The organism is Candidatus Reidiella endopervernicosa, from assembly GCF_013343005.1.
GTDB lineage: Bacteria > Pseudomonadota > Gammaproteobacteria.
On record NZ_CP054491.1, the window covers coordinates 1,831,473 to 1,854,736 of the forward strand.

Here is a 23,264-nt window from a genome sequence, read left to right on the forward strand (position 1 = left end):
GAATTATTAATGAGCCAGTTTTTTGCTATCCATGCCGATAACCCGCAACCGCGCCTGATCAATCAAGCAGTCGAGATCATTCGCGGTGGGGGATTGGTGGTCTATCCGACCGACTCCTGCTACGCACTCGGCTGCCATATCGGCGACAAACGCGCCCTCGATCGCATGCGTGCCCTGCGCAGCGTCGATGATAAACACAAGTTCACCCTGGTCTGTGGTGACCTCTCTGAAATCACCACCTACGCCAAGGTCGATAACATCGCCTACCGACTGATGAAGAGCCACACACCCGGCCCCTACACCTTCATCCTCAAGGCGACCCACGAGGTGCCACGCCGCCTGATGCACCCGAAGCGGCGTAATATCGGTATCCGCATTCCCGATAACGCCATCGCCCTGGCGCTCATCGAGGCGCTCGGCGAGCCGCTGCTCAGCACCACGCTGCTGCTGCCGGGTGAGGAGTTCCCGTTGACTGATCCCTATGAGATGCGTCAGATTCTGGAGCATCAGGTCGACCTGGTGATCGATGGGGGTTACTGCGATATCGAGCCGACCACCGTGGTCCACCTCGAGGAGGGCGATGTGCAGGTGACCCGTGTTGGTAAGGGTGACATCTCAGGGATGGAAGGGTAGCCCGTTATGGGTGCTCTGGCTGAACGGATATAATCGCGCGATGGAAGAACTCAACATGGTTCAGCGGGTTGCGGTATGGGCACTGCCGGTGCTGTTCGCAATTACCGTACACGAAGTGGCCCACGGCTGGATGGCTCGTCGTCTTGGCGATCCGACCGCGATGATGCTCGGTCGTCTAACGCTAAACCCGATCAAACATATCGATCCGGTGGGTACCGTGATCGTGCCGCTACTGCTGTTGATGCTGGGCGGTTTCATCTTCGGCTGGGCCAAACCGGTACCGGTGACCTGGCAGAATTTAAAACACCCGAAACGCGATATGGCGCTGGTGGCTGTTGCCGGACCGCTCTCTAATCTGCTGATGGCAATCTTCTGGGCTATCGTGATGAAGATCGGTCTGTCAGTTGGCGATAGTGTGGCCTGGATGGCGCTGCCGATGATCTATATGGGCGGAGCGGGGATCTTTATCAATACGATCTTGATGGTGCTGAATATGTTGCCACTGCCTCCACTTGATGGCGGGCGAGTGGCGATGGGGCTACTGCCCGGTCCGCAGTCCTACCAGCTGGGTCGTCTCGAGCCCTACGGATTCTTTATACTATTGGGCCTGCTGGCAACCGGACTGTTGGGTAAGATCATGGGTCCGGTGGTCTTCGGTGTGCAGGATATGCTCTACAAATTGATCGGTTTATAAATTACTAGAAGAATTTTAGGAGTCACCTTGAGTTCCAATCCATCGCAGAATAAGCGCGTCCTCTCCGGTATGCGCCCCACCGGCAAGCTCCACCTCGGTCACTACCACGGTGTGGTGAAGAACTGGGTCAACCTGCAGCACGAGTTTGACTGCTTCTTCTTTGTTGCCGACTGGCATGCGCTGACGACCCACTATGAGGATGTCGCGATCATTGAGGAGAGCGTCTGGGACATGGTGATCGACTGGCTAGCGGCGGGTGTTGATCCTGGCTCAGCCAAACTCTTTATCCAGTCACGCGTACCGGAGCATGCCGAGCTGCACCTGCTGCTCTCGATGATGACCCCACTCGGCTGGCTCGAGCGGGTGCCGACCTACAAGGATCAGCAGGAGAAGCTCAAGGAGAAGGATCTGGCCACCTACGGTTTCCTCGGCTATCCGCTGCTGCAGAGCGCTGACATCCTGGTCTACAAGGCGGGCGGTGTGCCGGTCGGTGAGGATCAGGTGGTCCATGTCGAGCTGACCCGTGAGGTGGCGCGTCGCTTTAACCATATCTACGGTCGCGAGCCGGGTTTCGAAGAGAAGGCCGAGGCGGCAGTGAAGAAGATGGGCAAGAAGGGGGCGAAGCTCTACCGTGAGCTGCGTCGGCTCTACCAGGAGCAGGGTGATGGCGAAGCGCTGGCGAAGGGCCAGGCGCTGCTCGAATCGCAACAGAACATCTCTATCAGCGACCGTGAGCGGTTGTTCGGATTTCTTGAGGGGAGTGGTCGCATTATCTTGCCCGAACCGCAGGCGATGCTGACCCCTGCATCCAAGATGCCGGGACTCGATGGACAGAAGATGTCGAAGTCCTACAACAACACCATCTCACTGCGTGAGGATCCCGATGCAATTGCGGAGAAGCTGCGCCGCATGCCGACCGATACCAACCGCGTGCGCCGTAACGATCCGGGTGATCCAGCGGTCTGCCCGGTGTGGCAGCTGCATGAGGTCTACTCGAGCGATGAGACCAAGGATTGGGTGATGGAAGGGTGCCGTAGCGCCGGAATCGGCTGTATCGAGTGCAAACAGCCGGTAATCGAAGCGGTACAGGCGGAGCTGGAGCCGATCCGTGATCGCGCTCGCGAGTTTGAGAACGATTCCGATCTGGTACGCCAGATCATCGCTGAAGGAAGTGAGTCGGCGCGTGATGTGGCGCGCGAGACGCTGGATGAGGTACGTGAGGCGATGGGCCTCTCCTACCGATAGAGAGTGAAATGGAAATCGAAGAGCCAGAGGTAGAGAGCACAGAGGCGGAGACGGCAGAGCAGGACGCTGCCGAGCAGCCGAGTGCCGAGCAGGCGCCACCGGCCGACGGTACGCAGGGCGAAATGCCGTTCGCGATGGTAATGGGCGAGCAGGTTACCCAACTGCCGCAGGATCTCTACATTCCACCCGATGCGCTGGAGGTCTTCCTCGAGGCGTTTGAGGGACCGCTCGATCTGCTGCTCTATCTGATCCGTCGTCAGAACCTCGATATCGTTGATATTCCGATTGCTGAGATTACCCGCCAGTACATGGGTTACATCGATATGATGAAGGAGATTCGTCTCGAACTGGCCGCTGAGTATCTGGTGATGGCGGCGATGCTGGCTGAGATCAAATCGCGCATGCTGCTGCCGCGTCCACCGACTGAGGAGGGCGAGGAGGGAGATCCACGCGCTGAGCTGGTGCGCCGTCTGCAGGAGTATGAGCGCTACAAGCAGGCCGCCGAAGATATCGAGGCGTTACCGCAGGTGGGGCGCGATACCTTCCCCACCAGTGCGGTGGCTCCCGAGCGTGTCCAGACCCAGGACGATCCTGATGTTGAGATGCGCGAGCTGCTGCTAGCCTTCAAGGATGTACTGACCCGCGCCGAGATGTTTACCTCACACCATATCCAGCGTGAGGCACTCTCGGTGCGTGAGCGTATGTCGAATGTGCTCAGTGTGCTCGAGGCCGATAAGTTTACCGACTTCACCAGTCTGTTCGATGTTAAGGAGGGGCGGCTTGGAGTGGTGGTCACCTTCCTCTCGATCCTTGAACTGATCAAGGAGTCGCTGGTGGAGATTATCCAGTCCGAGCCCTTCGCGCCGATCTACCTCAAGGCCGCCGGTGGCCACAGCGGGGTCGAGCCGGTTGAACAGATAGAAGAACAAGAGATGCAGGATCCAACTGCAGAAAGTGACGATGATGAATGAAGAGAAACTGACCCATATCGTTGAGGCGTCGCTGCTTGCAGCGGGGCGCCCCCTGACCCTCGATAATCTGCTGGCGCTGTTTGCTGATGATGATCGTCCCGACAAGGGCGAGCTACGCAAGGCGATCGAGCAGCTCAATGAGCTCTACGCCGAACGCGGTATCGAGATCCTTGAGGTGGCCAGCGGTTATCGCCTGCAGGTGAAGAGCGATATGGAGCCGTGGGTCAGCCGCCTTTGGGAGGAGCGCCCAACGCGCTACTCACGCGCACTGCTCGAGACCCTGTCGCTGATTGCCTATCGCCAGCCGATTACTCGTGGTGAGATCGAGGATATCCGTGGTGTCAGTGTTAGCAGCAACATCGTCAAGACCCTGCTCGAGCGTGAGTGGGTGCGTGTGGTCGGCCATCGTGATGTGCCGGGCCGTCCTGCCATGTACAGCACCACCCGTGAATTCCTCGACTACTTCAATCTAAAAGGTCTGGGCGATCTGCCACCGCTCTCTGAGCTTCGCGACATCGATAGTATTAATGCTGAGCTTGATCTGGCACTCCCCGGTGAGGGCAAGAAACCGTTGGGTGGTGTTGAGGGTGATACAGAGGCCGAGGACGGGACCGCTGGTGAGGGTGAAGACACTTCAGTAGCAGAATCGGATCAGGCAGAAACGGACGATGCTGCTGATGGCGAGTCAGAAGATGCTTCGGAGGAGGCCTCGGGCGAGGCTGAATCTAATAACGGCGATATTGATGCCGTAGAGAATGAGATTGCTGCAGAGCCAGTAAGCGGTGATCCGGTCGAAGGTGATGAGTCAGAAGCTACTCCCGATAATGAGTCGGAAGAGATGTCTCGGGACGTAAGTGCCGAATCTGATGCTAATAGTGACGCCACGGAAGAAACGTCGGTAGAAGCGGATACTGAAGTTGCTGCGACAGTGACGGACGAGAATGAAACAGCATCGGATACCGATGCGGAGCAGCCATCGGAGAGTGATGAGGCTGCTGAAGTTGAGATACGCAAGGACGCCGACAGTGAGCAGGCGCAATAACAGACTATGGCTGAACGACTACAGAAGGTTCTGGCAGCGGCTGGTCACGGTTCACGGCGTGAGATAGAGCGCTGGATCGAGGCGGGACGCATTAGCGTTAATGGCGTCATCGCCGAGCTCGGCATTAAGGTGGGCGGGCACGACAAGATCCGTATCGATGGCCGCCTGATTAAACTCAAGAGCGCCGATGCGCAGCCAGAGCGGCGCGTGATTATCTACCACAAACGAACCGGTGAGGTGACCACCACCTCCGATCCAGAGGGACGTCCCACCATCTTCGATGGCCTGCCGAAGTTGAAGGGGAGTCGCTGGATCAATGTTGGCCGACTCGATATCAATACCTCCGGTCTGCTGCTGCTAACCAACGATGGTGAGCTGGCGCACCGTCTGATGCACCCCTCCAGCGAGATCGATCGTGAGTACTCTGTGCGAGTGCTGGGTGAGGTGACACCCGAGATGATCAAGGCGCTGCAACGTGGTGTCGAGCTCGAGGATGGTCGGGCACGATTCGACAAGATTTCCGAGGGGCGTGGTGATGGTGCCAACCACTGGTACCACGTCGTCCTCAAAGAGGGGCGTAACCGAGAGGTGCGTCGTCTGTGGGAGTCGCAGGGTGTGCAGGTTTCACGTCTGACCCGGACCCGTTTCGGACCGATCTCGCTGCCGCGTCGTCTGCCTCGCGGTGCCTGGCGAGACCTTGAGGATGGAGAGCTGAAGCAGCTACTCAATGCCGTTTCAATGCAGGTTGAAAAACCGTCACCAGCACCGGGACAGAAGCAGGCGCACAAATCCGCCAAAAAACACTCCTCTCCCTACAAGAAGTCACGTCCATCTAAAAAATAGCGCACTTCCAATTGTCTGGGTGACGGACAATCGGGGCGCACAGCATCGAAATCCGGGACCATTAATCCCGGCACAATCTATGGCCGACACCCCTCCCTTTTGAGTCCCATATCGGACTCTGTGATCGGTTTTTCATCGGTCATTTTGTGACCGCCAAATTTAGGTTGAATGCAGACGTGGCTTGGCTTGTTGCATTGATTGCGACTGCATATACTGAGAAGCACGCCTCGCATCTGAGGTGTTAAAGCTGTCCAGCGTTATCTTCAACTATCACTGTAATTGAACCGCCTAGAGTGCTGTCTGTCTCTGGCTGAATAAGGGATTCCCATGAGATCAGGAAAACAGTTGCTCTCTCTTCTGCTGCTGGCAACGGTCGTGTCGATGAGCGGTTGTGATAGCAGTGAAGCTGTGGATGAATCGGCCGGTGGTGAAATGCCTCCAGCGAGTGTCACGACTCTGCTCATCAAGCAGCAAGATGTGGCACTGCAGTATGAGTATGTGGGGCAGATTGCCGCCTCACGTGAGGTCGAGGTTCGAGCGCGTGTTACCGGTCTCGTTGAGCAGCGGCACTATGAGGAGGGTGGTCTGGTCGATGCGGGCGATCTTCTATTTCAACTTGAGCCCTCAACCTATGAAGTGCAGCTTGCACAGGCCGAGGCTGAGTTAGCCAGTGCAGAGGCAGAGCTTAAGCGTGCCAAACGTGAACAGCTACGCATGAAGCCGCTATTGGCGAAAAACCTGGTGAGTCAAAATCAGCTTGATGACGCAGACTCTGCACGCGACCTGGCAGAGGCGGCGGTCAAACTCGCGCAGGCAAGGGTGAAAAGCGCAACTATCAATCTCGATTACACGCAGGTGACGGCACCGATTGCAGGTGTTGCCGGTCGGGCGCTGAAGGTCGAAGGCGGGCTGGCTGAAGAGGGTGGCGATAGTCTGTTGACCACCCTGGCACAGACCGATCCGGTCTACGTCGATTTTGGCGTTGCCGAGGCGGTACAGCTGGATATTCGACGTGAGACCAAAGAGGGAAAGATTAGGCTCCCCGAGGGTGGCTTTAAAGTCGCTCTCTTCTCCGCCACGGGTGAGGATTTAAATCATATCGGTGCGATCGACTTTCAGGACTATAAGATCGATAGCCGCACCGGTAATTTTGCCACCCGTGCCATCGTAAATAATTCCGATGGGCTGCTGGCACCCGGACAGTTCGTCAATGTGAAGCTGCAGGGTGCGGTCCGTACCGATACGATCGTGCTGCCGCAACGCTCAGTATTAGACGATCCAGAGGGCAAGTATGTTTACGCCATCGCTAAGGATGAGAGCGATCAATCGATCGCCTTAAAACGTCACGTGGTGGTGGGCGAGTGGGTGAAAAATGTCGAAGGTATAGAGAACGGCTGGATTATTCGTTCTGGCCTGGAGTCGGGTGATGAAGTGGTGATCGACGGATCGGCGCGGATCTTCTTCCCGGGCATGTCGGTTAGTGCCACCCCGCACGGTGCTGAGCCAGCGCAAGATAGCAGTGTGGAATAGGGAGCCTATCTAAATGATCTCCCGCTTCTTTATCGACAGGCCCATCTTCGCCTTTGTCATTTCGATATTCATTATCCTGGCCGGATTGGCCTCCATGCGTACGCTGCCGGTCGCCCAGTATCCGGAAATTGCGCCTCCTGTGGTTCAGGTCACGGCCATCTACCCCGGTGCTTCGGCAACGGTAGTCGAGGAGACCGTCTCGTCCCCGATTGAGAACGCCATCAACGGTGTTGAAGGCATGATCTACATGGCCTCGACCTCGACCTCCAGTGGCGTCACTACCATCTCGGTCACGTTTGAAATCGGCACCGATGTCGATAAGGCAGCGCTCAATGTTAATAACCGGGTAAAACAGATCGAAGCGCGTCTGCCCCTGGAGGTCAGGCGTCAGGGCGTGGTTGTTGAAAAAAGCTCCTCATCGTTTTTGCAGGTACTGGCCTTCTATTCGCCCGATGGGCGGCATGACGATCTGTTCACTTCCAACTACGTCACCCTGAATGTGCTTGATCGCCTCAAGCGTATTCCGGGAAGTACCAACGTGCAGATCTTTGGTGCCAAGGATTACGCTATGCGTATCTGGCTTAAACCCGATCGCATGACACAGTTGGGTGTGGCGGTGAACGAGGTGATTGCCGCTGTTAACGAGCAGAATGCCCAGTTCGCAGCGGGCAAGATCGGTCAGAAACCGACGGGGAAATCCCAGGAGATGGTCTATACCATCACCACGCAGGGAAGGCTCTCTACGCCGGAGGAGTTCGGCAAAATCATAATTCGCTCGAATGCAGATGGCAGCGCGCTGAGGCTGAAAGATATCGCCCGCGTGGAGTTGGGTTCGAAGGATTACGACTTTGTCGGGCGCATCAACGGCAAACCCGCCACACTGGTCGGTATCTTCCTGCAGCCGGGAGCCAACGCACTGGATGTCGGGCAGAGTGTCGAAGATACAATGGCGGAGTTGGAAGCTGACTTCCCAGAGGGTTTGACCTATTCAATCCCTTACAACACCACCCGTTTTGTCGAGGTATCTATCCGTGAGGTACTCAAAACGCTCGGTGAAGCGATGTTGCTGGTATTCCTGGTGGTCTACCTGTTTCTACAAAACTTCCGTGCTACTTTGATTCCAATACTGGCAGTGCCGGTCTCCCTGTTGGGTACCTTTGCCGGGCTGCAGATGTTGGGTTACTCGATAAATACCCTGACCCTGTTCGGTATGGTGCTGTCGATAGGTATCGTCGTCGATGATGCAATCGTGGTACTGGAGAATGTCGAACGCATCATGCATGAGGAGGGGCTCAAGGCACGCGATGCTGCCATACAGGCGATGCGTGAGGTGAGCGGGCCTATCATCGCCATTGTGCTGGTACTGGTTTCAGTGTTTGTACCGATTGCTTTCCTCGGTGGACTGACCGGCGAGTTGTATCGACAGTTTGCCATTACCATCTCAATCTCGGTGGCGATCTCCGGTGTGGTCGCACTCAGCATGACGCCTGCGTTATGCATGTTGATACTGAAACATGAACACAAGGCGAGCAACGCCTTTTTTCGTTGGTTTAATCACTGGTTTCATCAGGTCACCGATCACTACGTTAAAGGCGTGGGGGTTCTGTTGCGTCGCTCTCTGCTCACGATGGGACTGTTTCTGGGAATGGTCGCCATCACAATTAATCTGTGGCAGAGCACACCGGGTTCTCTAGTGCCCGATGAGGATCAGGGTTATTACATCGCGGCGGTTTTCCTACCAGACGGTGCTTCACTCGAGCGCACCGATGCAGTCGTGGGTGAGGTGATCGAAGCGATTCAATCCAATCCCAATAATTTCGATGTGGTCTCTTTTACCGGTCTGGATTTTCTCGGTGGCAGCTTTAAAAATAGCGCTGCAACCATGTTTGTTACGCAAAAGCACTGGGATGAACGAGAGGTGCCGGTCAAGGCGCTGGTGGATGAGTTGTTCATGAAGACGGGTGCTATCAATGAGGCGCTGGTATTGGCGTTTAATCCGCCAGCGATCTTTGGTCTGGGTAATACAGGCGGATTTGAGTTCTACATTCAGAATCGTGGTGAGGGTGGGGCGGCTGAACTGGCCAGGGCGATGGAGGGCTTCAAGGGTGCGACACACGAAGAGCCGCGTCTCGGTATGGTCAACTCTCTCTGGCGTGCTAATACCCCGCAACTCTATGTCGATGTGGATCGAGAGCGGGCCAAGTCTTTAGGTATCAAGCTGGATGACGCCTTTAATACCCTGGCAGCGACGCTGGGCAGCTACTACGTTAACGACTTCAGTCGTTACGGCAGGGCGTGGCAGGTGTTGATCGGTGCCGATGTGCACTACCGTCAAACACCTCAGGATATCGGCCAGCTATTTGTGCTCAGTACGCAGGGGGAGATGGTGCCGGTCTCAGCCTTCGCACGTGTTGAGTACAGTTCCGGTCCTGACACTCTGGATCGCTTTAACAACCTGCCTGCAGTAAAGCTCTTTGGTGAGGGTGCCCCGGGTGTGAGTTCGGGACAGGCTATCCAGGCGATTCAGGATGTGGCCGATAAGTCATTGCCCAAAGACTTCTCCGTCGACTGGTCGGGTGCCTCCTATCAAGAGGTCCGATCTGAAAACACCGCCTTCATCAGTATGGGCATGGCGGTGGTGATGGTGTTTCTGATTCTTGCGGCCCTCTACGAGCGCTGGTCGTTACCGCTGTCGGTGCTGCTGGCACTGCCCTTCGGTACCTTCGGTGCCCTGGCTGCAGTCTGGATGCGAGACTTTACCAATGACGTCTATTTCCAGATCGGCCTGGTAACTCTGCTCGGACTGGCGGCGAAGAATGCCATTCTGATCGTAGAGTATGCGCTGTTGAAGTATCAGGAGGGGTGGTCCGCTGCTGCTGCGGCCATGGAGGCGGCGCGGCTAAGATTCCGTCCAATTATTATGACCTCGCTAGCCTTTATTCTCGGTGTGTTGCCTCTGGCGCTCTCGACCGGAGCGGGAGCGGGTGCCAGACAGTCGGTGGGAACCGGTGTGATGGGGGGTATGCTCGCCGCGACCTTCCTCGCGGTCTTCTTCCTGCCCTTCTTCTTCAAACTGCTGATCACCCGAAGGTTGCGCGCGCAAGCCGATGAGTTTGAGAGGCCGGTGAACTCGGTTAAACCGCAGTCGTGATTATCGCTCTGGCTATCGGTGCGCCTGGCAATTCTGGTTCGTAACGTTTGGTGAAAAAACTAACGCTACCCAAAAGGAGTCTCAAGGCGCACTTCAACACTCTGCAGAAGTGCTACGGGGAGCTGTCGTGGTGGCCTGCTGATTCACCCTTTGAGGTGATGGTCGGTGCGATCCTGACCCAGAACACCAACTGGGTAAATGTCGAACGGGCGATCGCTAATCTCAAAGCGAAGGGAAAACTCTCGGCCGAGGCGATCGTAAAGAGTCGTCACGACCATCTGGCTGCCTGGATCAAACCCTCGGGCTACTTCAATATCAAGGCGAAACGACTGCGTGCCTTCTGTGAGTGGTGTCAGGCAGAGGGGGGTTGCGAGGCGCTCTCTGACCGTGAGACCAATCTGTTACGTCATCAGCTGCTGGCTATTCACGGTGTGGGACCGGAGACGGCCGACGATATGCTGCTCTACGCGTTTGAACGTCCGGTGTTTGTGATCGATGCCTATACGCGCCGAATATTCTCCAGGGTTGGATTAATCGATGGGGAAGAGGGGTATGAGGTGTTGCGAGCCGCCTTTGAAGCGGCACTGGGCGAGGATGTTGTCTTATTTAATCAGGCGCATGCGTTGATTGTTGAGTATGCCAAACAACACTGCCGTACTAAACCGATTTGCGAGAATTGTCCGCTGGTACGGAATTGTCAGTCCGCCGCTGCGGGGTAGTCTCCGCAACGGTGCTGGTTAATGCAGCTGTTCTCGTTTGTGCTCACTGTGCAGTACGGTAAAGCCCGTATCGTAGATCGCATGCTGATCAGTGTGGTGGTGTAGCTCGGCCTTGCTGTGATGAGGCATCGAAACAAGAACCGGGGTGCCACGACTGGTCGTTGAGATGAAGTGACCATTAGGTGGTAGCAATTTATTCCGCTGAGCAGACACAGTTACGTCCTCCGCTTTTGGCGCTGTAAAGCAGGAAGTCAGCGCGTTTGAAAAGTGATTCAGGGGTGTCATCGATGCGAGTTGCAGCGACGCCGACGCTGACGGTAATGCCGAAGCGGGCACCTTCACACTCAAGTTCCATCTCCTCAACCGCCTCACGGATACGCTCGCCCAGCTGGGTAGCCCCCATCATCTCGGTGTTGTTCAGTAGTAGTACAAACTCCTCTCCGCCGAAGCGGAACAGCATGTCGGTTCCACGAGCGCATTTTCCAACGGTCTGGGCAAACTGTTTCAGGGCGCAGTCACCGGCGGCGTGGCCGTAGGTGTCGTTGACGTTCTTGAAGTGATCGAGGTCGAAAACCATCATCGCCAGCGGTGAGCCGTTACGATGGGAGAGGTCGATCTCACGTTTCAGTGCGGTCTCCAGTGCAGCACGATTTCCGATGCCGGTGAGAGGGTCACGCTGAGCTGACTGTACCGCACGGCGATAGAGCAGGGCGTTACGCAGTGGGTAGACCAGACCGACGATCATCTCCTCAACTAGCTTCAGCTGGCCATCGCTGAAGGGGCGACGACGCGAGAAGGTGATGGTGCCGAGTGTCTGGTTACCGAGGGTGAGCTGATAGCTCGCCTTGTGGTGTTTGGTGACACCGATCTCGAAGTGGATGTTATCGGATGGGAAGGTGTAGTTGAGTGCATCGAAGGGAACGTTCTGGCGAGCCTCACTATTGAACAGGGTCAGAACCTTGTTCCACTCCAGTGTGCTCTGCAGGATGGCGCTCAGTTCAAGCGCAATGCTGGCACCGTTCCCATAATCCTGAGATTCGGAATCACGCTTCTGGGCGTGAGCAGAGCCTCGGAGAGGAAAGGGAATGGTGTCGCCATTCTGAGTGTTAGTGATATCGCCTTGTGCTGCCATTGTTCTATCCTCGCGGTCGGTTTGTTCCTACTCATGCGAGAGTCGTGCCAATTATTGCCGTTAACTATAACCTTATGTAATAACAAAGAATAATGCGGGTGAGTTGGCGCGGCGATGGGTCTGTGACGTCATCTTGACGCTTGGAGCAGGAGGGGGGCGGTAAGAGTTTGCCGCCGATGACGATGATCTGGCGCAGCCCCAATGACAGGGAAGAGGGCATATAATGAGGGTATGCATTAAGGGTGGTGGAGAAAAAGAAGAATGGAAGAGTATAAGGTCCACGATGCGGCCGACGTGGTCGATCTGCTGAATCATATTGGTCCACTCGGTGAACGCCATCTTGGCGAGATCCTGATTGAAGAGGGGCAGATTACCGAGGAGCAGCTCGAAAAGGTGCTAGATGACCAACGCGAGTCGCTGACCTATCACCACCTCGGCACGATGATGGTTGAAGAGGGGTTGATCTCCCGTGAGCAACTCCACATCGCGCTGGCCCACAAGTTCAATATTCCCTACGTCTCGCTCAGGGAGTTTGAGATTGATGACAACGTCCTGTCGAAGATCCCCTCCGACCTGGCGCTTCAGTACAACGTGCTGCCGCTGGCTGAGAATGATGGCAAGTTGATCGTTGCGATTGAAAATCCACTCGATTGGGATGCGCTCGATGCGATTCGTTTCAACACCAACCGTTCAGCTGAAGTGGTGGTGACCTCAGCACGCGATATCAGTCTGGCCCTCAATCGCCACTACAGTGAGTTCGATGAGAATACGCCACTCGATGAGTTCGAACTCTCGCCAGTATCCGGTGCTAATGCCTTTGAAGAGGAGTCCTATGAGGATGACCTCGAGCAGCAGGCGATGCAGAAGCCGGTGGTGCGGCTACTCAATGCAATCATGTGGCAGGCGGTTCGGCGCAAGGCCTCCGATATCAATATTCGTCCGGAGAAGGATCGTGCCAGCGTCTACTACCGCATTGATGGCGTGTTGCAGTTCGTCCGTACCCTGCACAAATCACTGCTCGCCCCACTGGTCAGCCGTATCAAGATCACAGGGCGAATGAATATTGCCGAGCATCGCCTGCCACAGGATGGTCATGCACGGCTGGTTAAGGATAAACACCCGATCGATCTGCGTATCTCAGTAATGCCGACCGTGCATGGCGAGAGTGCGGTGATTCGTCTGCTCGATAAAGAGGTAGGACTGCGCCCACGCTGACCGCCATGGAGAGCGAAGTGAGGGCGGTTAGTCCCCGATAGTCGACGCCGTCTGCCTATTCGTAGTTGAGAGCGCGAGCGGACGACGAAGAAGATGCAGCAGCGGCTTTATGTCGGCGTAGAGTCACTGAGGGAGTTGTGTAGAGCCGCGAAGAGGTGATTACGCAACGAACGCAGGACGGTCGGGGCGCCGAAGGCATAAACGGTCGCGTTAAGTTTTGCTGTTTGCTTGGGCTGGATGCCCAAAACAAACTTTCGCAAAATAGCGACTCCCCGGCTAAGTGCTCGGATTTGGCGAACATGAGGTCGATACCCTGCGTGATCTGATCACCAAACCGCACGGCATGGTGCTGGTCACCGGGCCGACCGGCTCTGGTAAGTCGACCACCCTCTACTCACTGCTCAATGAGGTGAAACGGCAAAATCCGCACATCATCACCGTCGAAGATCCGGTTGAGTATGCGATGGACGGCGTCGAGCAGATTCAAATCTCAAACGTGAAGGGTTACACCTTCGCCGAGGCACTGCGCCACATCCTGCGCCACGACCCCGATGTGATTATGGTCGGCGAGATTCGTGACCTGGAAACGGCACAGATCGCCAACAAGGCTGCACTCACCGGACACCTGATGCTCTCCACTCTTCACACCAATGATGCGATCAGCTCCGTAACACGATTGATCGACATGGGTGTCGAACCGTTCCTACTGAGCTCCACACTGCTAGGCGCAATGGCGCAACGACTGGTGCGCGTTATCTGCGAAGAGTGCAAAGAGGTTGATACCATCGATACGAAACTGCGTCAGACACTCGGCGTTTCCGATGATGAGATCTTCTATCGTGGAAGAGGATGCCCCACATGTAGCCAGAGCGGCTACCGTGGCCGAGTCGCCGTCTGTGAAATCTTCACCGTAACGCCAGAGATCCAACAGCTGATCCACGCCAATAAAGGTGAGCAGGCAATCAGAGAGGCGCTTCACAAGGCGGGAATGACAACACTCTTTGAAGATGCGCTTGAGCTAGCCAGAGAGGGTCGTACCACCCTGGAAGAGGCCTACAAAGTCCGAACCGTCGGTTAATCATTAGGTAGGATGGGCGGAACGAAGTGATACCTACCATTTGACTGCTTGGCTTTCTCAAGTATTAACTACAGAAATTGATTTTCCAGGAGATATAGAACACCCTTCCAACGAAAAGCTGAGAAAGGAAGATACTCGGCACCACAATAAGCAGGATGCGAGCTACTATGCCAACCAATTTCACATGCTTACATAGCAGGGAAAGGTATGTAGGATGAAAATATCCCCCAGTCATTATCGTAGAAACAACAAAGTTGTCGCTAAAAGTGAGAACTATTGGCGGCATAACGTATTTATAAGAACCAGTCACATATCACAATATATGTGCTGGCTTCATAATTCACTGTTAGAAGCCATAAAATGAATGAAGGAACAGCGTTTGGGTTACTAGCTGCACTAATTATCATATACGTGATTGTTGGCAACGTTATTTATCTAGGGAAAGTAGTTCCGTATCTGAGTGAAAAGGGCAATATCAAAGGCCCTTCGCTCATGCCTTCGAGCAATTCAAACAAATGAGTGAATATGCAGCTGAATCACAAAAAGATGGCGCTAGGCATTGTCAGTTACAATAGCCAATAACTTTATTGCCATTACCATAGGGCTATCAATAGTTGTACTTATGTTAATGCTAGCGCTAGTAATAACATGAACAAAGCTTCTAACAATCAGCTCAAGCCGACCCGCCTCCGCGGCACTTATTTTGTGCTGTATAGCACAAAAACAAGCCCCGCTACGGTGGTCGGCTTAGCACACGTTAGAGCGCACAATATGGTGAAATTACTATTAAGAATGACATTAGCTGTTGTTGTTTTATGGCGGTGGGTATATTGGGAGCATTGGCATTTGAGGAAACCTGTTTCCCCATGTATTCACATGGTCTAATTAGTTTAGGATGCAGTGTAGCCACGTATACTCCTATTTATGCATCACTTGTAGCAGGAATGGTTGTAGCTTGGAGAGCAAGTCCATACGCTATTATTAGGAGCTTTACTGGCATCTTTAATTGGTTCTGTAGTGCTTTTCCGAGGTTTCTTCTCGTATTGGTACGGTTCAAACCTCCAAAACACAATACAGTTTATAGTGTTATGGTGCCTCGTACCTGCAATCATTGTTGCAGCGATAACATCTGGCATATATTTGTATAGGGAAGAAGTGCGTTCTAACAAAAGTTTAACAACGCTAATTCTTTGCTCGGACGCGCTACCGCGCCGGTTAACTTAGCATTATGTGTAAAAGTACAAAATATGAATGTACTATTTGTATGTAGTGAAAATCGACTACGAAGCCCAACGGGTGAAGCGGTGTTTTCAGAATGTGAAGGCATAAATGCTATTAGTTGTGGTACAAACAAGGATGCAGAAACACCAGTAAGCGGTGACCTCATTGAATGGGCTGATGTCATTCTAGTTATGGAAAAAAGTCATAGAAACAAAATATCAAAAAAATATAAAGAATTATTAAAAGACAAAAATCTGGCGGTACTAGATATACCTGATATATATGAATGTATGCAGCCAGAACTGATCCAGCTACTTAAGGTAAAGGTGCCCCGTTATGTGCGCATATAAACATCACATAACAAAACGCTCAAACAGACTGCCGTCGCAGAATATAATTATGTGCTTAAATAGCACAAGATTAATACAGCTACGGCGGTCGGCCTAGCTCTGCGTTATATGTTAAAAAATAGAAATGGCTAGTAAAGTAGTAATAAAAACAATAGAAGCATTAAATGAAATGCATACTGGCTCATTAATGAGTCGGCGTGCTGCTCTACTAAGGTGTGAAGAGTCTTTTGAGTTGTCTGATAGAAATGGGTATGAAACAAAGCCCAAAGTGTCTGAAACTGGAGTTATAGAGTTTAAAGATACACCTGAATGGCAGCAGGCATATAGTGAATTAAAGAGTGTGCTTTCTACTCGGGATAACATACGCTGACCGCCATGGAGAGCGAAGTGAGGGCGGTTAGTCCCCGATAGTCGACGCCGTCTGTATATTCGTAGTTGAGAGCGCGAGCGAACGACGGAGAAGATGCAGCAGCGGCTTTATGTCGGCGTAGAGTCACTGAGGGAGTTGTGTAGAGCCGCGAAGAGGTGATTACGCAACGTACGCAGGACGGTCGAGGCGCCGCAGGCATAAACGGTCGCGTGAAGTTTTTGCTGTTTGCTTGGGCTTGGATGCCCAAAACAAACTCTCGCAAAAATAGCGACTCCCCGGCCAAGCAAGCAGCAACGAAAAGAGATTCGTAGGAAAAAAGCGAAAAGCTCAAAATGATGTGCATCACATCGAAAAAAAACCGGATCAGAGAGCCGAATTAAAGAAGTGGAGTGATTGAAACTCTAGCTCTTCACAGGTGAAGAAAAAAGCCCGGATCGCTGAAAGCGTATCCGGGCTTTTTTGTTTAAAACGTTACTTACTGAGCGTTGATGATTTCGCCATTACTCTCTTTACTATCGGCTCCCATGAGGTAGAGGTAGCTAGCCATGATGGTATCGGGTGTCGGCAGGCTATTGGGATCTTCACCGGGGTAGGCCCAGGCACGCATGGAGGTGCGGACGGGACCAGGGACGATGGCGTTGGTCCGGATGTTGGTATTGGAGAGCTCTTCGGCGAGCATCTGCATCATGCCGTTGATGGCGAACTTTGAGACGCCGTAGGCACCCCAGTAGGCTTTAACCTCCTGGGTGATCTGATCGGAGGTGAAGAGGATGCGGCCATCCTCGGCCTTGTTCAGTAGTGGCAGACACGCCTGGGTAAGCAGGAAGGCGGCGTTGAGGTTGACCTGCATCACCTTGTACCAACCCTCCGGGTCGTACTGGTCAAGTGGACAGAGGCGGGCGAGTGAGGCGGCGTTGTGAAGTAGTCCGTCGAGGCGTCCGAACTCCTGATCCATTACCTTGGCGAGATCGTCGTAATCCTTGATCACTGCGCCCTCGAGATTCATTGGGTAGATGGCCGGCTGTGGATGACCGGCATCGACGATCTCGTCGTAGACCTTCTCCAGCTTGTGAGTTGTGCGACCCAACAGTACAACCGTGGCACCATGCGCGGCAAAGCTCCTGGCGGCCGCACGGCCTATACCATCTCCAGCCCCAGTGATGAGGATAACGCGCTCTTTCAAGAGATCGGCTGCGGGTGAATAGTCTTGCATCGGTCGTTCCTGTTTGATGATTAATTCTGTTGCGGCCACTCAGCCGCAATATCTTGTGCGCATTGTAGACCACTCCGTATCGCTCCTTCGAGTGTTGCGGGCAATCCGGTGTCGGTGTAATCCCCCGCCAGCCATAGCCCCTCGACTGTAGTGCGGTTGGCCGGGCGGTAGGCGTTGATGCCGACGTTGCTGGCAAAGGTGGCGCGCTTCTCGCGAATAACCAGCGATTCCAGCGGCTCGGGCAGTTCAGGATAGTGGTGTTTCAGCTCCGCAGTGACGTGGTCAGCTAGTTCGCAGTTACTGAGATCCATATGCGGACCGTTGGCGCTGATCACTACCGAGAGCAGCCCTGGCTGGCCGCAGTTACGACGATCGATGACCCACTGACCGACTGAGTCGAGTAGGCCAATCATCGGTAGTTCGAGCCGTGTCTGTTCCGGGTAGCGCAGATAGATGGTGCAGATCGGTTCGGTGGGGATCTGTACTAGCTGGTTTGCGGTCTCATTGAGGCCTTCATGTGCCTGTAGCAGCTGCGCAGTGGCGGTGTGAGGTGTGGCGAGTATCACATGGCTCGCAGGGATCATCTGTTCATCGATCGCCACGCCGAGGATGCGGCCCTGCCCAATGATCAGTTCGTTCACACGACGACTGAGCTGAACCTGTCCATTATGACGTTCGATGTAGTGTGCTGCCGGTTCCGGGATGGTGGTGCCGAGATCGGTGCGCGGTAGTAGTAGATCTGAGTTGCTGCGCTGGCCACTGAAGGCCTCCTTCAACACCCGTATAAAGAGTCTGGCTGAGGCATTTTCAGGAGGGGTGTTGAGAGTGGCGATACAGAGCGGTTCCCATAGGCCATGCACCACGCGCCTCGGCTGTGCGGCGAGCCAGTCGCGCACGCTCTGCTCCTTTTTAAGGGTGAAGTGTCGACTGTTGAGTCGCGCCATGAAGAGTACTGTTTTCAGCTTGTCGCCGATCGAGACACCCTTGGCGGTGAGCAGTGCGCCCAGCAGGTGCAGCGGGGCAGGTAGGTTGGCTGCGCGCATCTCGAGTGGGGATTCGGTAGGGGAGAGCAGCTTGAGTAGCAGACTCTGGCGTTCGACCAGTTGGTTCTGATCGAGCTTTAACCGTTTGAGTAGATCGAGCGTCGCACTGTAGGCACCGATCATGATGTGCTGACCATTATCGACCCGGCTTTCGCCAAACTGGACACAACGGGCGCGACCGCCCAGCTGTTTGGCCGACTCAAGAAGAGTGACGGGGACGCCGCGGTGGCTCAGCTCGACTGCGGCGCTGAGTCCTGCCCAGCCGCCACCGACCACCACGACCCGTTGTTGGGCGACGCTGTTCCGATCAGGCATGCTGGCGACGCATCAACCGTTTATGTTGGCGTTTTTCGTGCTGCATTGTCTTCCAGGCGATCCAGAGCTTGCGCAGTGGTGAGATCGAGGTACGGCCCTCAAGCACCTTGTAGCCACCATCGATGATCTCATGCAGCAACGCTTCGTAGATGGCAGCCATCACCAGCCCGGTGCGCTGGCGATAGCGGTCATCGGGGGGGAGCAGGGCGTAGGCGTCGTGGTAACACTGCAGGGCGCGTTCGGCCTGGAATTGGAGCAGCTTCTCGACCCGCTCACTCGCCTGTGGCCGGCGCAGATCCTCGGCAGTTACTCCAAACTTCTGCAGCTCATCCTCGGGAATATAGATTCGACCACGCTCGGCATCCTCACGTAAATCACGCAGGATATTAGTCAGCTGTAGGGCCAGACCGAGCGCATCGGCATATTTTCGCGTGTGACGATCTTCATAACCGAAGATCTCTGCCGCGAGCAGACCCACCACACCAGCGACACGATGGCAGTAGAGGCGTAGTTCATTGAAGCTGGCGTAGCGCTGCTGCACCAGATCCATCTCCATGCCGTCGATGATCTCCAGCAGCTCCTCCTGCGGCATTGCAAACTGCTCAATGATCGGTTGTAGCGCCTGGCCGACCGGGTGTTGTGGTTCGCCGTGGTAGGTGCGTTCCAGCTCCTCGCGCCACCAGATCAGCTTGTTTTGTGCCACGCTCGCATCACGACACTCATCCACCACATCGTCCACTTCACGACAGAAGGCGTAGAGCGCGGTGATAGCACGGCGCTGCTCGGCGGGGAGGAAGAGGAAGCTGTAGTAGAAGCTCGAACCGCTGGAGGCGGCGCGCTCCTGACAATATTCGTCGGGGGTCATGGTCATGTTTGTAAATAAGGTTAGCTAATGATGCCGTAGTCGTGAGTGGAAAGACAATATATGCGATGAGTGATCGTGAGATTTGGTGCTGCATGAAGTATCATAACCTGTAATGAAAATAGGGTATTACGGTGGCTAATATTGATAGATTTGTTGGTGGTGAGGTATTGAAATGGGTTTGTCTATATATCTGCCGGTCGCTACTACTCCTATGTATAAAAGTACCATTGTCGTCTCTCCGCGTGAGCGTTTCTCTTCGGTCATTCCATCGTTGAAGTCGATCTTCAATACCGTAGACGATTCCGTTCCGGTGATTGTGGTTGAGGGGGTGACGCCCACAGAGATTAGAGCCGAAATTAAGGCACTTCAGAGCGAACGGCCGTTTAAGCATATAGCGCTTTCCTATCCGGTTACGCCCAATGAGGCACGCAATATTGGTGCGGCTGAGGTTGAAACCGAATTTGTCCTCTTTGCCGATAACGATATCGAGTATGAAGCGGGTTGGCTGGAGGCCCTGGAGAGAAATGCTGATGAGAATGATGCGGATGCGGTGGCACCACTTATTTTTATCGGTCCGTGTGAGACGGTGACCATTCACCACGCTGGTGGCAAATTGCACCATGAACGCGACGGTGCGAATCTCATTCTGAGCGAGCAGCATCGCTTTATGAATGTTCCTCTTGAGGAGGTGGAGGCCCAGCTGAGTGATCCATCGATGCTGGAGAATGAAGTGTGTGAGTTCCACTGTATGTTGATGCGCAAGGATCTCTACGATCGCATGGGTGGTCTGGATGAGCGGTTGATTACCCGGGAGCAGATGGATTTTGCCCTGCGCTGTATGGATATGGGCACCAAGGTCACCTTTGAGAAGGATAGTCGTGTCACCTATCGGGCCTACGATCCTTTCAATTCGGTCGATCTTCAATACCACCTGTTTCGCTGGTCGGATGAGCGTGCGGTGGAATCGATCAAGGCGTTTGAAGAGACCTGGGGTGTAAAGCTGAAGGCAGACAGGATTCGTTATAGCTGGATTCAGAACCATCGAGATAGGGCAATTGCTACCGTATACCCGTGGCCCAGAAAAGTGCTCGGGCGAAAATTTATGAGGCGTCTGATCTCGCAGAAAATAGAGCGCCGGGTGCGAGAACAGTTTGATATGAAACGCGCCAAGTTGGGTGAAAAATCGATACCTAATAGACCGGAAGTAGTGTGGGCGGGAACTCTGTTTGGTCTGGACGATGGGCGAAGCGGAAGCCAGGCTTGAATAGAAATATGCGAAAAGATTACGTGGTCGTTGGAGGTATGGCGACTATGCCTTCGCGTGCCGATACCGCACCGATGGCGATTGAGAGCGCGCTAGCTAATGTCGACCATCTCTACCTCTATCTCGATAAGTTTGATGTTATTCCGAGTTATGCCAAACATGAACGGATGACAATTCTACGTTCACAGGATATGGGCGAGATCGGTGCTAACGGTAAATTGCTTGGTCTGTCGCTGTGTGATGGTGCTGACTACTATGCCTGTTTTGATGACGATATTTTATACCCGAATAATTTTATACAACGTCTCTATAGAGAGTGTGTGAAGTATGACGACCGTGTGGCAGCGGGTGTGCATGGCAGTGTGTTTGAAGCAGATATTGCATCATATAGACAGGATAGAAAGGTCTATGATGCGGTCAGTCGACTCTGCTTTGGAAAGCGGGTTGATGTGCTGGCCACCTGCGGGACATTGCATCCGATTGCGGCAATGAAGTTTGATGTAAATCAGTGGTCGGATGTGAATATGGTCGACCTTGGGTTTGCCTTCGAGGCAAAAAATGTGGGGCTGGGCCTAAGGGTAGTGTCGCGTCGAAAGCAATGGATCCAACGCCTAGGTCGGTGTCAGGCTGATAGCATCTACGCCAAATTACGCCAAGATGATGCGCTTCAAACCCTAAAGGTTAAAGAACTATTGGGACTGGGGGAGTAAAGCTGCTCTGCTTGCTGCAAGGGACGCGTGGTGAATACTAACTATGTATAAATATGCCCAGACGAATATTCAGCTCTATAGTCAGCTGCGTGCACTCAATTTTGATATTAATGCCGTTGAGCTGATATTTAAGGCCTACGAACTCTCGCTGGAGCTCTTTCCGTCGCATTTTCGTGCCAACGGCAGGCCGTTTCTATGCCATCTGGTCGGAACCGCGAGCATTATGGCTGAACACAAATTTCGGGTGGAACTGGTGGCTGCTGCACTGCTGCACTCGGTATATCTATTCGGTCAATTCGGAGATCCAAGGCCAGGTGTTACGGAGAGGAAACGTAAACAGGTGATTGCGGCTGTAGGTGAGGAGGTGGAGTCACTGGTTATGGTCTATACGGAATTCCCCTGGAGCAGAAGTGCGACTGGAGAGTATGCCATACAGTTCGGCCAGATGAGTGATCGTGATCGCGAGATTTTGATTATGCGCCTTGCAAACGAGTTAGAAGAGAATCTCGAATTTGAAATGGCCTATAGCCGTAAGGATCACTTGGCCCTCTACGAGGGTCGTGAGGATCAACTGAGATCGCTGGCCTTAGCGTTGGTTAATGATGAGTTTGCCGTCGAACTAAATGCCGTTATTAATCCGACGCAAACGAGTACGGTTTCAGAACGACTTAAACGTACCGACCGATGTCTTTTCTCCGCAGTTCCCACACCATGGTTGCATAGAGTTGTGGCCTATCTTTATAAAAAGAGACGTAAGCTTAATAAGCTGTTGTTCCGTTTCAAATAGTAATTAACGCCTGACGCGTTTTGGTAGGAGTGCCCGGCGCACGATACCGTACCAGTCGCGTCGTTCGAGTCGTGGTCTTTCGAATGGGTTGGTGCGCTCGCGTAGTTTGTAGAGCACTGTCACACCTCCTTCGCAGATCATTCGTAGCTCAAATCCAAAGCGTCCTTTCAATACGATGCCGAGTGGGCAGCCAGCGCGCAGCATCTTCTCGGCGCGGTCTAGCTGTAGGGTGATCAGGTCATCCATACGCAGTGCCTTGCGTTTCTCTTGTAGGTATTTCTCCCCAACGCCGAAACGTTTCATCTCATCCTGTGGCAGGTAGATACGGTCGTTTTCGTCGAAGTCCTGTCCGATATCCTGCATGAAGTTGATTAGCTGCAGGGCGCTGCAGACGCCATCGGAGAGGGCAAGGTTGCGTGGTGTGGCAGCACCGAACAGATGTAGCAGCAAGCGACCAACAGGATTGGCGGATCGACGACAGTAGTCCATCACCTCACCAAAGTCGGTGTAGCGTCGTTTCTCGACATCCTGACGAAAGGCGCTGAGCAGGTCGTGCAGTAGCGAGTAGGGGAGTGCGAAGCGTTCGATGGCATCGGCCAGGGCGATGAAGATCGGCTCATTGATGCTCTCTCCACGTTCCAGGGTATGCAACTTCTCGCTCATCGCATCGAGTTCGGCGTAACGCTGGTCGACGCTCAGATCACCTTCGTCGGCGAAGTCGTCGGCGGTCCGAGCGAAGGCGTAGATGGCCGCAATCGGTAGCCGTATACGACGTGGCATCAGCCAGGAGGCGACGGGAAAGTTTTCGTAATGGCTCTTGGCCATATCGAGGCAGTAGCGGTAGGCCGCCTTGATCTCTCTGGAGGAGGACAT

The 23,264-nt window shown here is 54.0% G+C and carries 24 protein-coding genes; 16 read left to right on the forward strand and 8 right to left on the reverse strand.

All coding sequences use genetic code 11. From position 1 onward, the window contains the following. Positions 1–9: 9 nt before the first annotated feature. The 9 genes from HUE57_RS10230 to HUE57_RS10270 all read left to right on the forward strand — a co-directional run bounded on the left by HUE57_RS10230 (position 10) and on the right by HUE57_RS10270 (position 10,828). Entirely contained in the window at positions 10–633 is a 624-nt protein-coding gene (locus tag HUE57_RS10230) for an L-threonylcarbamoyladenylate synthase (protein WP_078483372.1), read from the forward strand. 40 nt (positions 634–673) lie between these two features. Further along, the gene (locus HUE57_RS10235) at positions 674–1,327 is read left to right on the forward strand and encodes a site-2 protease family protein (protein WP_078483373.1); all 654 of its coding nucleotides are present in this window, start codon (positions 674–676) and stop codon (positions 1,325–1,327) included. 27 nt (positions 1,328–1,354) lie between these two features. Continuing rightward, on the forward strand, positions 1,355–2,572 hold the full coding sequence (locus HUE57_RS10240; RefSeq protein ID WP_078483374.1) for a tryptophan--tRNA ligase: 1,218 nt from the start codon (positions 1,355–1,357) through the stop codon (positions 2,570–2,572). A gap of 122 nt (positions 2,573–2,694) precedes the next feature. Further along, a complete protein-coding gene (locus HUE57_RS10245; RefSeq protein ID WP_236725664.1) occupies positions 2,695–3,543 on the forward strand; it encodes a segregation and condensation protein A in 849 nt (282 codons plus the stop codon). Next, the gene (gene scpB / locus HUE57_RS10250) at positions 3,533–4,585 is read left to right on the forward strand and encodes an SMC-Scp complex subunit ScpB (RefSeq protein WP_078483376.1); all 1,053 of its coding nucleotides are present in this window, start codon (positions 3,533–3,535) and stop codon (positions 4,583–4,585) included. The genes HUE57_RS10245 and scpB overlap by 11 nt, the downstream gene beginning before the upstream one ends. A 6-nt stretch (positions 4,586–4,591) precedes the next feature. Beyond that, positions 4,592–5,428: a 23S rRNA pseudouridine(2605) synthase RluB gene (gene rluB / locus HUE57_RS10255; protein ID WP_078483377.1), complete on the forward strand. Its 837-nt coding sequence runs from the start codon at positions 4,592–4,594 to the stop codon at positions 5,426–5,428. 345 nt (positions 5,429–5,773) lie between these two features. Continuing rightward, positions 5,774–6,958, forward strand: coding sequence for an efflux RND transporter periplasmic adaptor subunit (locus HUE57_RS10260; RefSeq protein ID WP_174673123.1), 1,185 nt, complete (start codon positions 5,774–5,776; stop codon positions 6,956–6,958). A gap of 13 nt (positions 6,959–6,971) precedes the next feature. Continuing rightward, positions 6,972–10,109: an efflux RND transporter permease subunit gene (locus HUE57_RS10265; RefSeq protein ID WP_078483378.1), complete on the forward strand. Its 3,138-nt coding sequence runs from the start codon at positions 6,972–6,974 to the stop codon at positions 10,107–10,109. Positions 10,110–10,156: 47 nt separating this feature from the next. Beyond that, positions 10,157–10,828, forward strand: coding sequence for an endonuclease III domain-containing protein (locus HUE57_RS10270; RefSeq protein ID WP_236860572.1), 672 nt, complete (start codon positions 10,157–10,159; stop codon positions 10,826–10,828). A gap of 18 nt (positions 10,829–10,846) precedes the next feature. Here HUE57_RS10270 and HUE57_RS10275 read toward each other — a convergent pair whose 3' ends face one another. Next, positions 10,847–11,020 (reverse strand): hypothetical protein, encoded by a 174-nt coding sequence (locus tag HUE57_RS10275; protein WP_174673124.1) that lies wholly within the window; start codon positions 11,018–11,020, stop codon positions 10,847–10,849. Between the two features lies 1 nt (position 11,021). Then, positions 11,022–11,960: a GGDEF domain-containing protein gene (locus tag HUE57_RS10280; RefSeq protein WP_078483379.1), complete on the reverse strand. Its 939-nt coding sequence runs from the start codon at positions 11,958–11,960 to the stop codon at positions 11,022–11,024. Between the two features lie 261 nt (positions 11,961–12,221). Between HUE57_RS10280 and HUE57_RS10285 the strand changes: the two genes are divergently transcribed. Beyond that, positions 12,222–13,175 (forward strand): GspE/PulE family protein, encoded by a 954-nt coding sequence (locus HUE57_RS10285; protein ID WP_174673125.1) that lies wholly within the window; start codon positions 12,222–12,224, stop codon positions 13,173–13,175. 55 nt (positions 13,176–13,230) lie between these two features. On the opposite strand, the gene HUE57_RS10290 is transcribed toward HUE57_RS10285, so the two are convergent. Further along, entirely contained in the window at positions 13,231–13,425 is a 195-nt protein-coding gene (locus tag HUE57_RS10290; RefSeq protein WP_174673126.1) for a hypothetical protein, read from the reverse strand. A 30-nt stretch (positions 13,426–13,455) separates the two neighbouring features. On the opposite strand from HUE57_RS10290, the gene HUE57_RS10295 reads away from it, so the two are divergent. The 3 genes from HUE57_RS10295 (at position 13,456) to HUE57_RS10305 (ending at position 16,194) form a co-directional block, all read left to right on the forward strand. Next, positions 13,456–14,253: a GspE/PulE family protein gene (locus tag HUE57_RS10295; protein ID WP_174673127.1), complete on the forward strand. Its 798-nt coding sequence runs from the start codon at positions 13,456–13,458 to the stop codon at positions 14,251–14,253. Between the two features lie 1,247 nt (positions 14,254–15,500). After that, positions 15,501–15,824 carry a low molecular weight protein tyrosine phosphatase family protein gene (locus HUE57_RS10300; protein ID WP_078483381.1) on the forward strand — a complete coding sequence of 108 codons (324 nt, stop codon included), beginning with the start codon at positions 15,501–15,503 and terminating at the stop codon, positions 15,822–15,824. Positions 15,825–15,948: 124 nt separating this feature from the next. Next, positions 15,949–16,194 (forward strand): hypothetical protein, encoded by a 246-nt coding sequence (locus HUE57_RS10305; protein ID WP_174673128.1) that lies wholly within the window; start codon positions 15,949–15,951, stop codon positions 16,192–16,194. Here HUE57_RS10305 and HUE57_RS10310 read toward each other — a convergent pair. The 4 genes from HUE57_RS10310 to hpnD all read right to left on the reverse strand — a co-directional run bounded on the left by HUE57_RS10310 (position 16,172) and on the right by hpnD (position 19,630). Next, the gene (locus HUE57_RS10310) at positions 16,172–16,456 is read right to left on the reverse strand and encodes a hypothetical protein (protein ID WP_174673129.1); all 285 of its coding nucleotides are present in this window, start codon (positions 16,454–16,456) and stop codon (positions 16,172–16,174) included. The two genes, HUE57_RS10305 and HUE57_RS10310, sit on opposite strands and share 23 nt — an antisense overlap. A 213-nt stretch (positions 16,457–16,669) precedes the next feature. Continuing rightward, complete coding sequence (locus HUE57_RS10315) at positions 16,670–17,407, reverse strand: YciK family oxidoreductase (RefSeq protein WP_078483383.1); 738 nt, start codon at positions 17,405–17,407, stop codon at positions 16,670–16,672. 20 nt (positions 17,408–17,427) lie between these two features. After that, a complete protein-coding gene (gene hpnE / locus HUE57_RS10320; protein WP_078483384.1) occupies positions 17,428–18,765 on the reverse strand; it encodes a hydroxysqualene dehydroxylase HpnE in 1,338 nt (445 codons plus the stop codon). Further along, positions 18,758–19,630 carry a presqualene diphosphate synthase HpnD gene (gene hpnD / locus HUE57_RS10325; RefSeq protein ID WP_078483399.1) on the reverse strand — a complete coding sequence of 291 codons (873 nt, stop codon included), beginning with the start codon at positions 19,628–19,630 and terminating at the stop codon, positions 18,758–18,760. The genes hpnE and hpnD overlap by 8 nt, the downstream gene beginning before the upstream one ends. 211 nt (positions 19,631–19,841) lie before the next feature. Here hpnD and HUE57_RS10330 point away from each other — a divergent pair, with 211 nt between their 5' ends. From HUE57_RS10330 to HUE57_RS10340, 3 genes are read left to right on the forward strand one after another with little or no spacing between them, the layout of a single operon-like run. Beyond that, on the forward strand, positions 19,842–20,894 hold the full coding sequence (locus tag HUE57_RS10330) for a glycosyltransferase family 2 protein (protein ID WP_172840220.1): 1,053 nt from the start codon (positions 19,842–19,844) through the stop codon (positions 20,892–20,894). A gap of 8 nt (positions 20,895–20,902) precedes the next feature. After that, positions 20,903–21,604: a hypothetical protein gene (locus HUE57_RS10335; RefSeq protein ID WP_078483386.1), complete on the forward strand. Its 702-nt coding sequence runs from the start codon at positions 20,903–20,905 to the stop codon at positions 21,602–21,604. Between the two features lie 43 nt (positions 21,605–21,647). After that, positions 21,648–22,391 (forward strand): DUF6817 domain-containing protein, encoded by a 744-nt coding sequence (locus HUE57_RS10340; RefSeq protein ID WP_078483387.1) that lies wholly within the window; start codon positions 21,648–21,650, stop codon positions 22,389–22,391. A gap of 3 nt (positions 22,392–22,394) precedes the next feature. Here HUE57_RS10340 and hpnC read toward each other — a convergent pair whose 3' ends face one another. After that, a complete protein-coding gene (hpnC, locus tag HUE57_RS10345) occupies positions 22,395–23,264 on the reverse strand; it encodes a squalene synthase HpnC (RefSeq protein ID WP_078483388.1) in 870 nt (289 codons plus the stop codon).

What these genes read in the sequence shown, in the direction of transcription:
- HUE57_RS10230 (WP_078483372.1), top strand. Translation starts at nt 10, where the DNA reads ATGAGCCAGTTTTTTGCTATCCATGCCGATAACCCGCAACCGCGCCTG.
- HUE57_RS10235 (WP_078483373.1), top strand. Translation starts at nt 674, where the DNA reads ATGGAAGAACTCAACATGGTTCAGCGGGTTGCGGTATGGGCACTGCCG.
- HUE57_RS10245 (WP_236725664.1), top strand. Translation starts at nt 2,695, where the DNA reads ATGCCGTTCGCGATGGTAATGGGCGAGCAGGTTACCCAACTGCCGCAG.
- scpB (WP_078483376.1), top strand. Translation starts at nt 3,533, where the DNA reads ATGATGAATGAAGAGAAACTGACCCATATCGTTGAGGCGTCGCTGCTT.
- rluB (WP_078483377.1), top strand. Translation starts at nt 4,592, where the DNA reads ATGGCTGAACGACTACAGAAGGTTCTGGCAGCGGCTGGTCACGGTTCA.
- HUE57_RS10265 (WP_078483378.1), top strand. Translation starts at nt 6,972, where the DNA reads ATGATCTCCCGCTTCTTTATCGACAGGCCCATCTTCGCCTTTGTCATT.
- HUE57_RS10280 (WP_078483379.1), bottom strand. Translation starts at nt 11,960, where the DNA reads ATGGCAGCACAAGGCGATATCACTAACACTCAGAATGGCGACACCATT.
- HUE57_RS10285 (WP_174673125.1), top strand. Translation starts at nt 12,222, where the DNA reads ATGGAAGAGTATAAGGTCCACGATGCGGCCGACGTGGTCGATCTGCTG.
- HUE57_RS10300 (WP_078483381.1), top strand. Translation starts at nt 15,501, where the DNA reads ATGAATGTACTATTTGTATGTAGTGAAAATCGACTACGAAGCCCAACG.
- HUE57_RS10305 (WP_174673128.1), top strand. Translation starts at nt 15,949, where the DNA reads ATGGCTAGTAAAGTAGTAATAAAAACAATAGAAGCATTAAATGAAATG.
- HUE57_RS10315 (WP_078483383.1), bottom strand. Translation starts at nt 17,407, where the DNA reads ATGCAAGACTATTCACCCGCAGCCGATCTCTTGAAAGAGCGCGTTATC.
- hpnE (WP_078483384.1), bottom strand. Translation starts at nt 18,765, where the DNA reads ATGCCTGATCGGAACAGCGTCGCCCAACAACGGGTCGTGGTGGTCGGT.
- hpnD (WP_078483399.1), bottom strand. Translation starts at nt 19,630, where the DNA reads ATGACCCCCGACGAATATTGTCAGGAGCGCGCCGCCTCCAGCGGTTCG.
- HUE57_RS10330 (WP_172840220.1), top strand. Translation starts at nt 19,842, where the DNA reads ATGTATAAAAGTACCATTGTCGTCTCTCCGCGTGAGCGTTTCTCTTCG.
- HUE57_RS10335 (WP_078483386.1), top strand. Translation starts at nt 20,903, where the DNA reads ATGCGAAAAGATTACGTGGTCGTTGGAGGTATGGCGACTATGCCTTCG.
- HUE57_RS10340 (WP_078483387.1), top strand. Translation starts at nt 21,648, where the DNA reads ATGTATAAATATGCCCAGACGAATATTCAGCTCTATAGTCAGCTGCGT.
- hpnC (WP_078483388.1), bottom strand. Translation starts at nt 23,264, where the DNA reads ATGTCCTCCTCCAGAGAGATCAAGGCGGCCTACCGCTACTGCCTCGAT.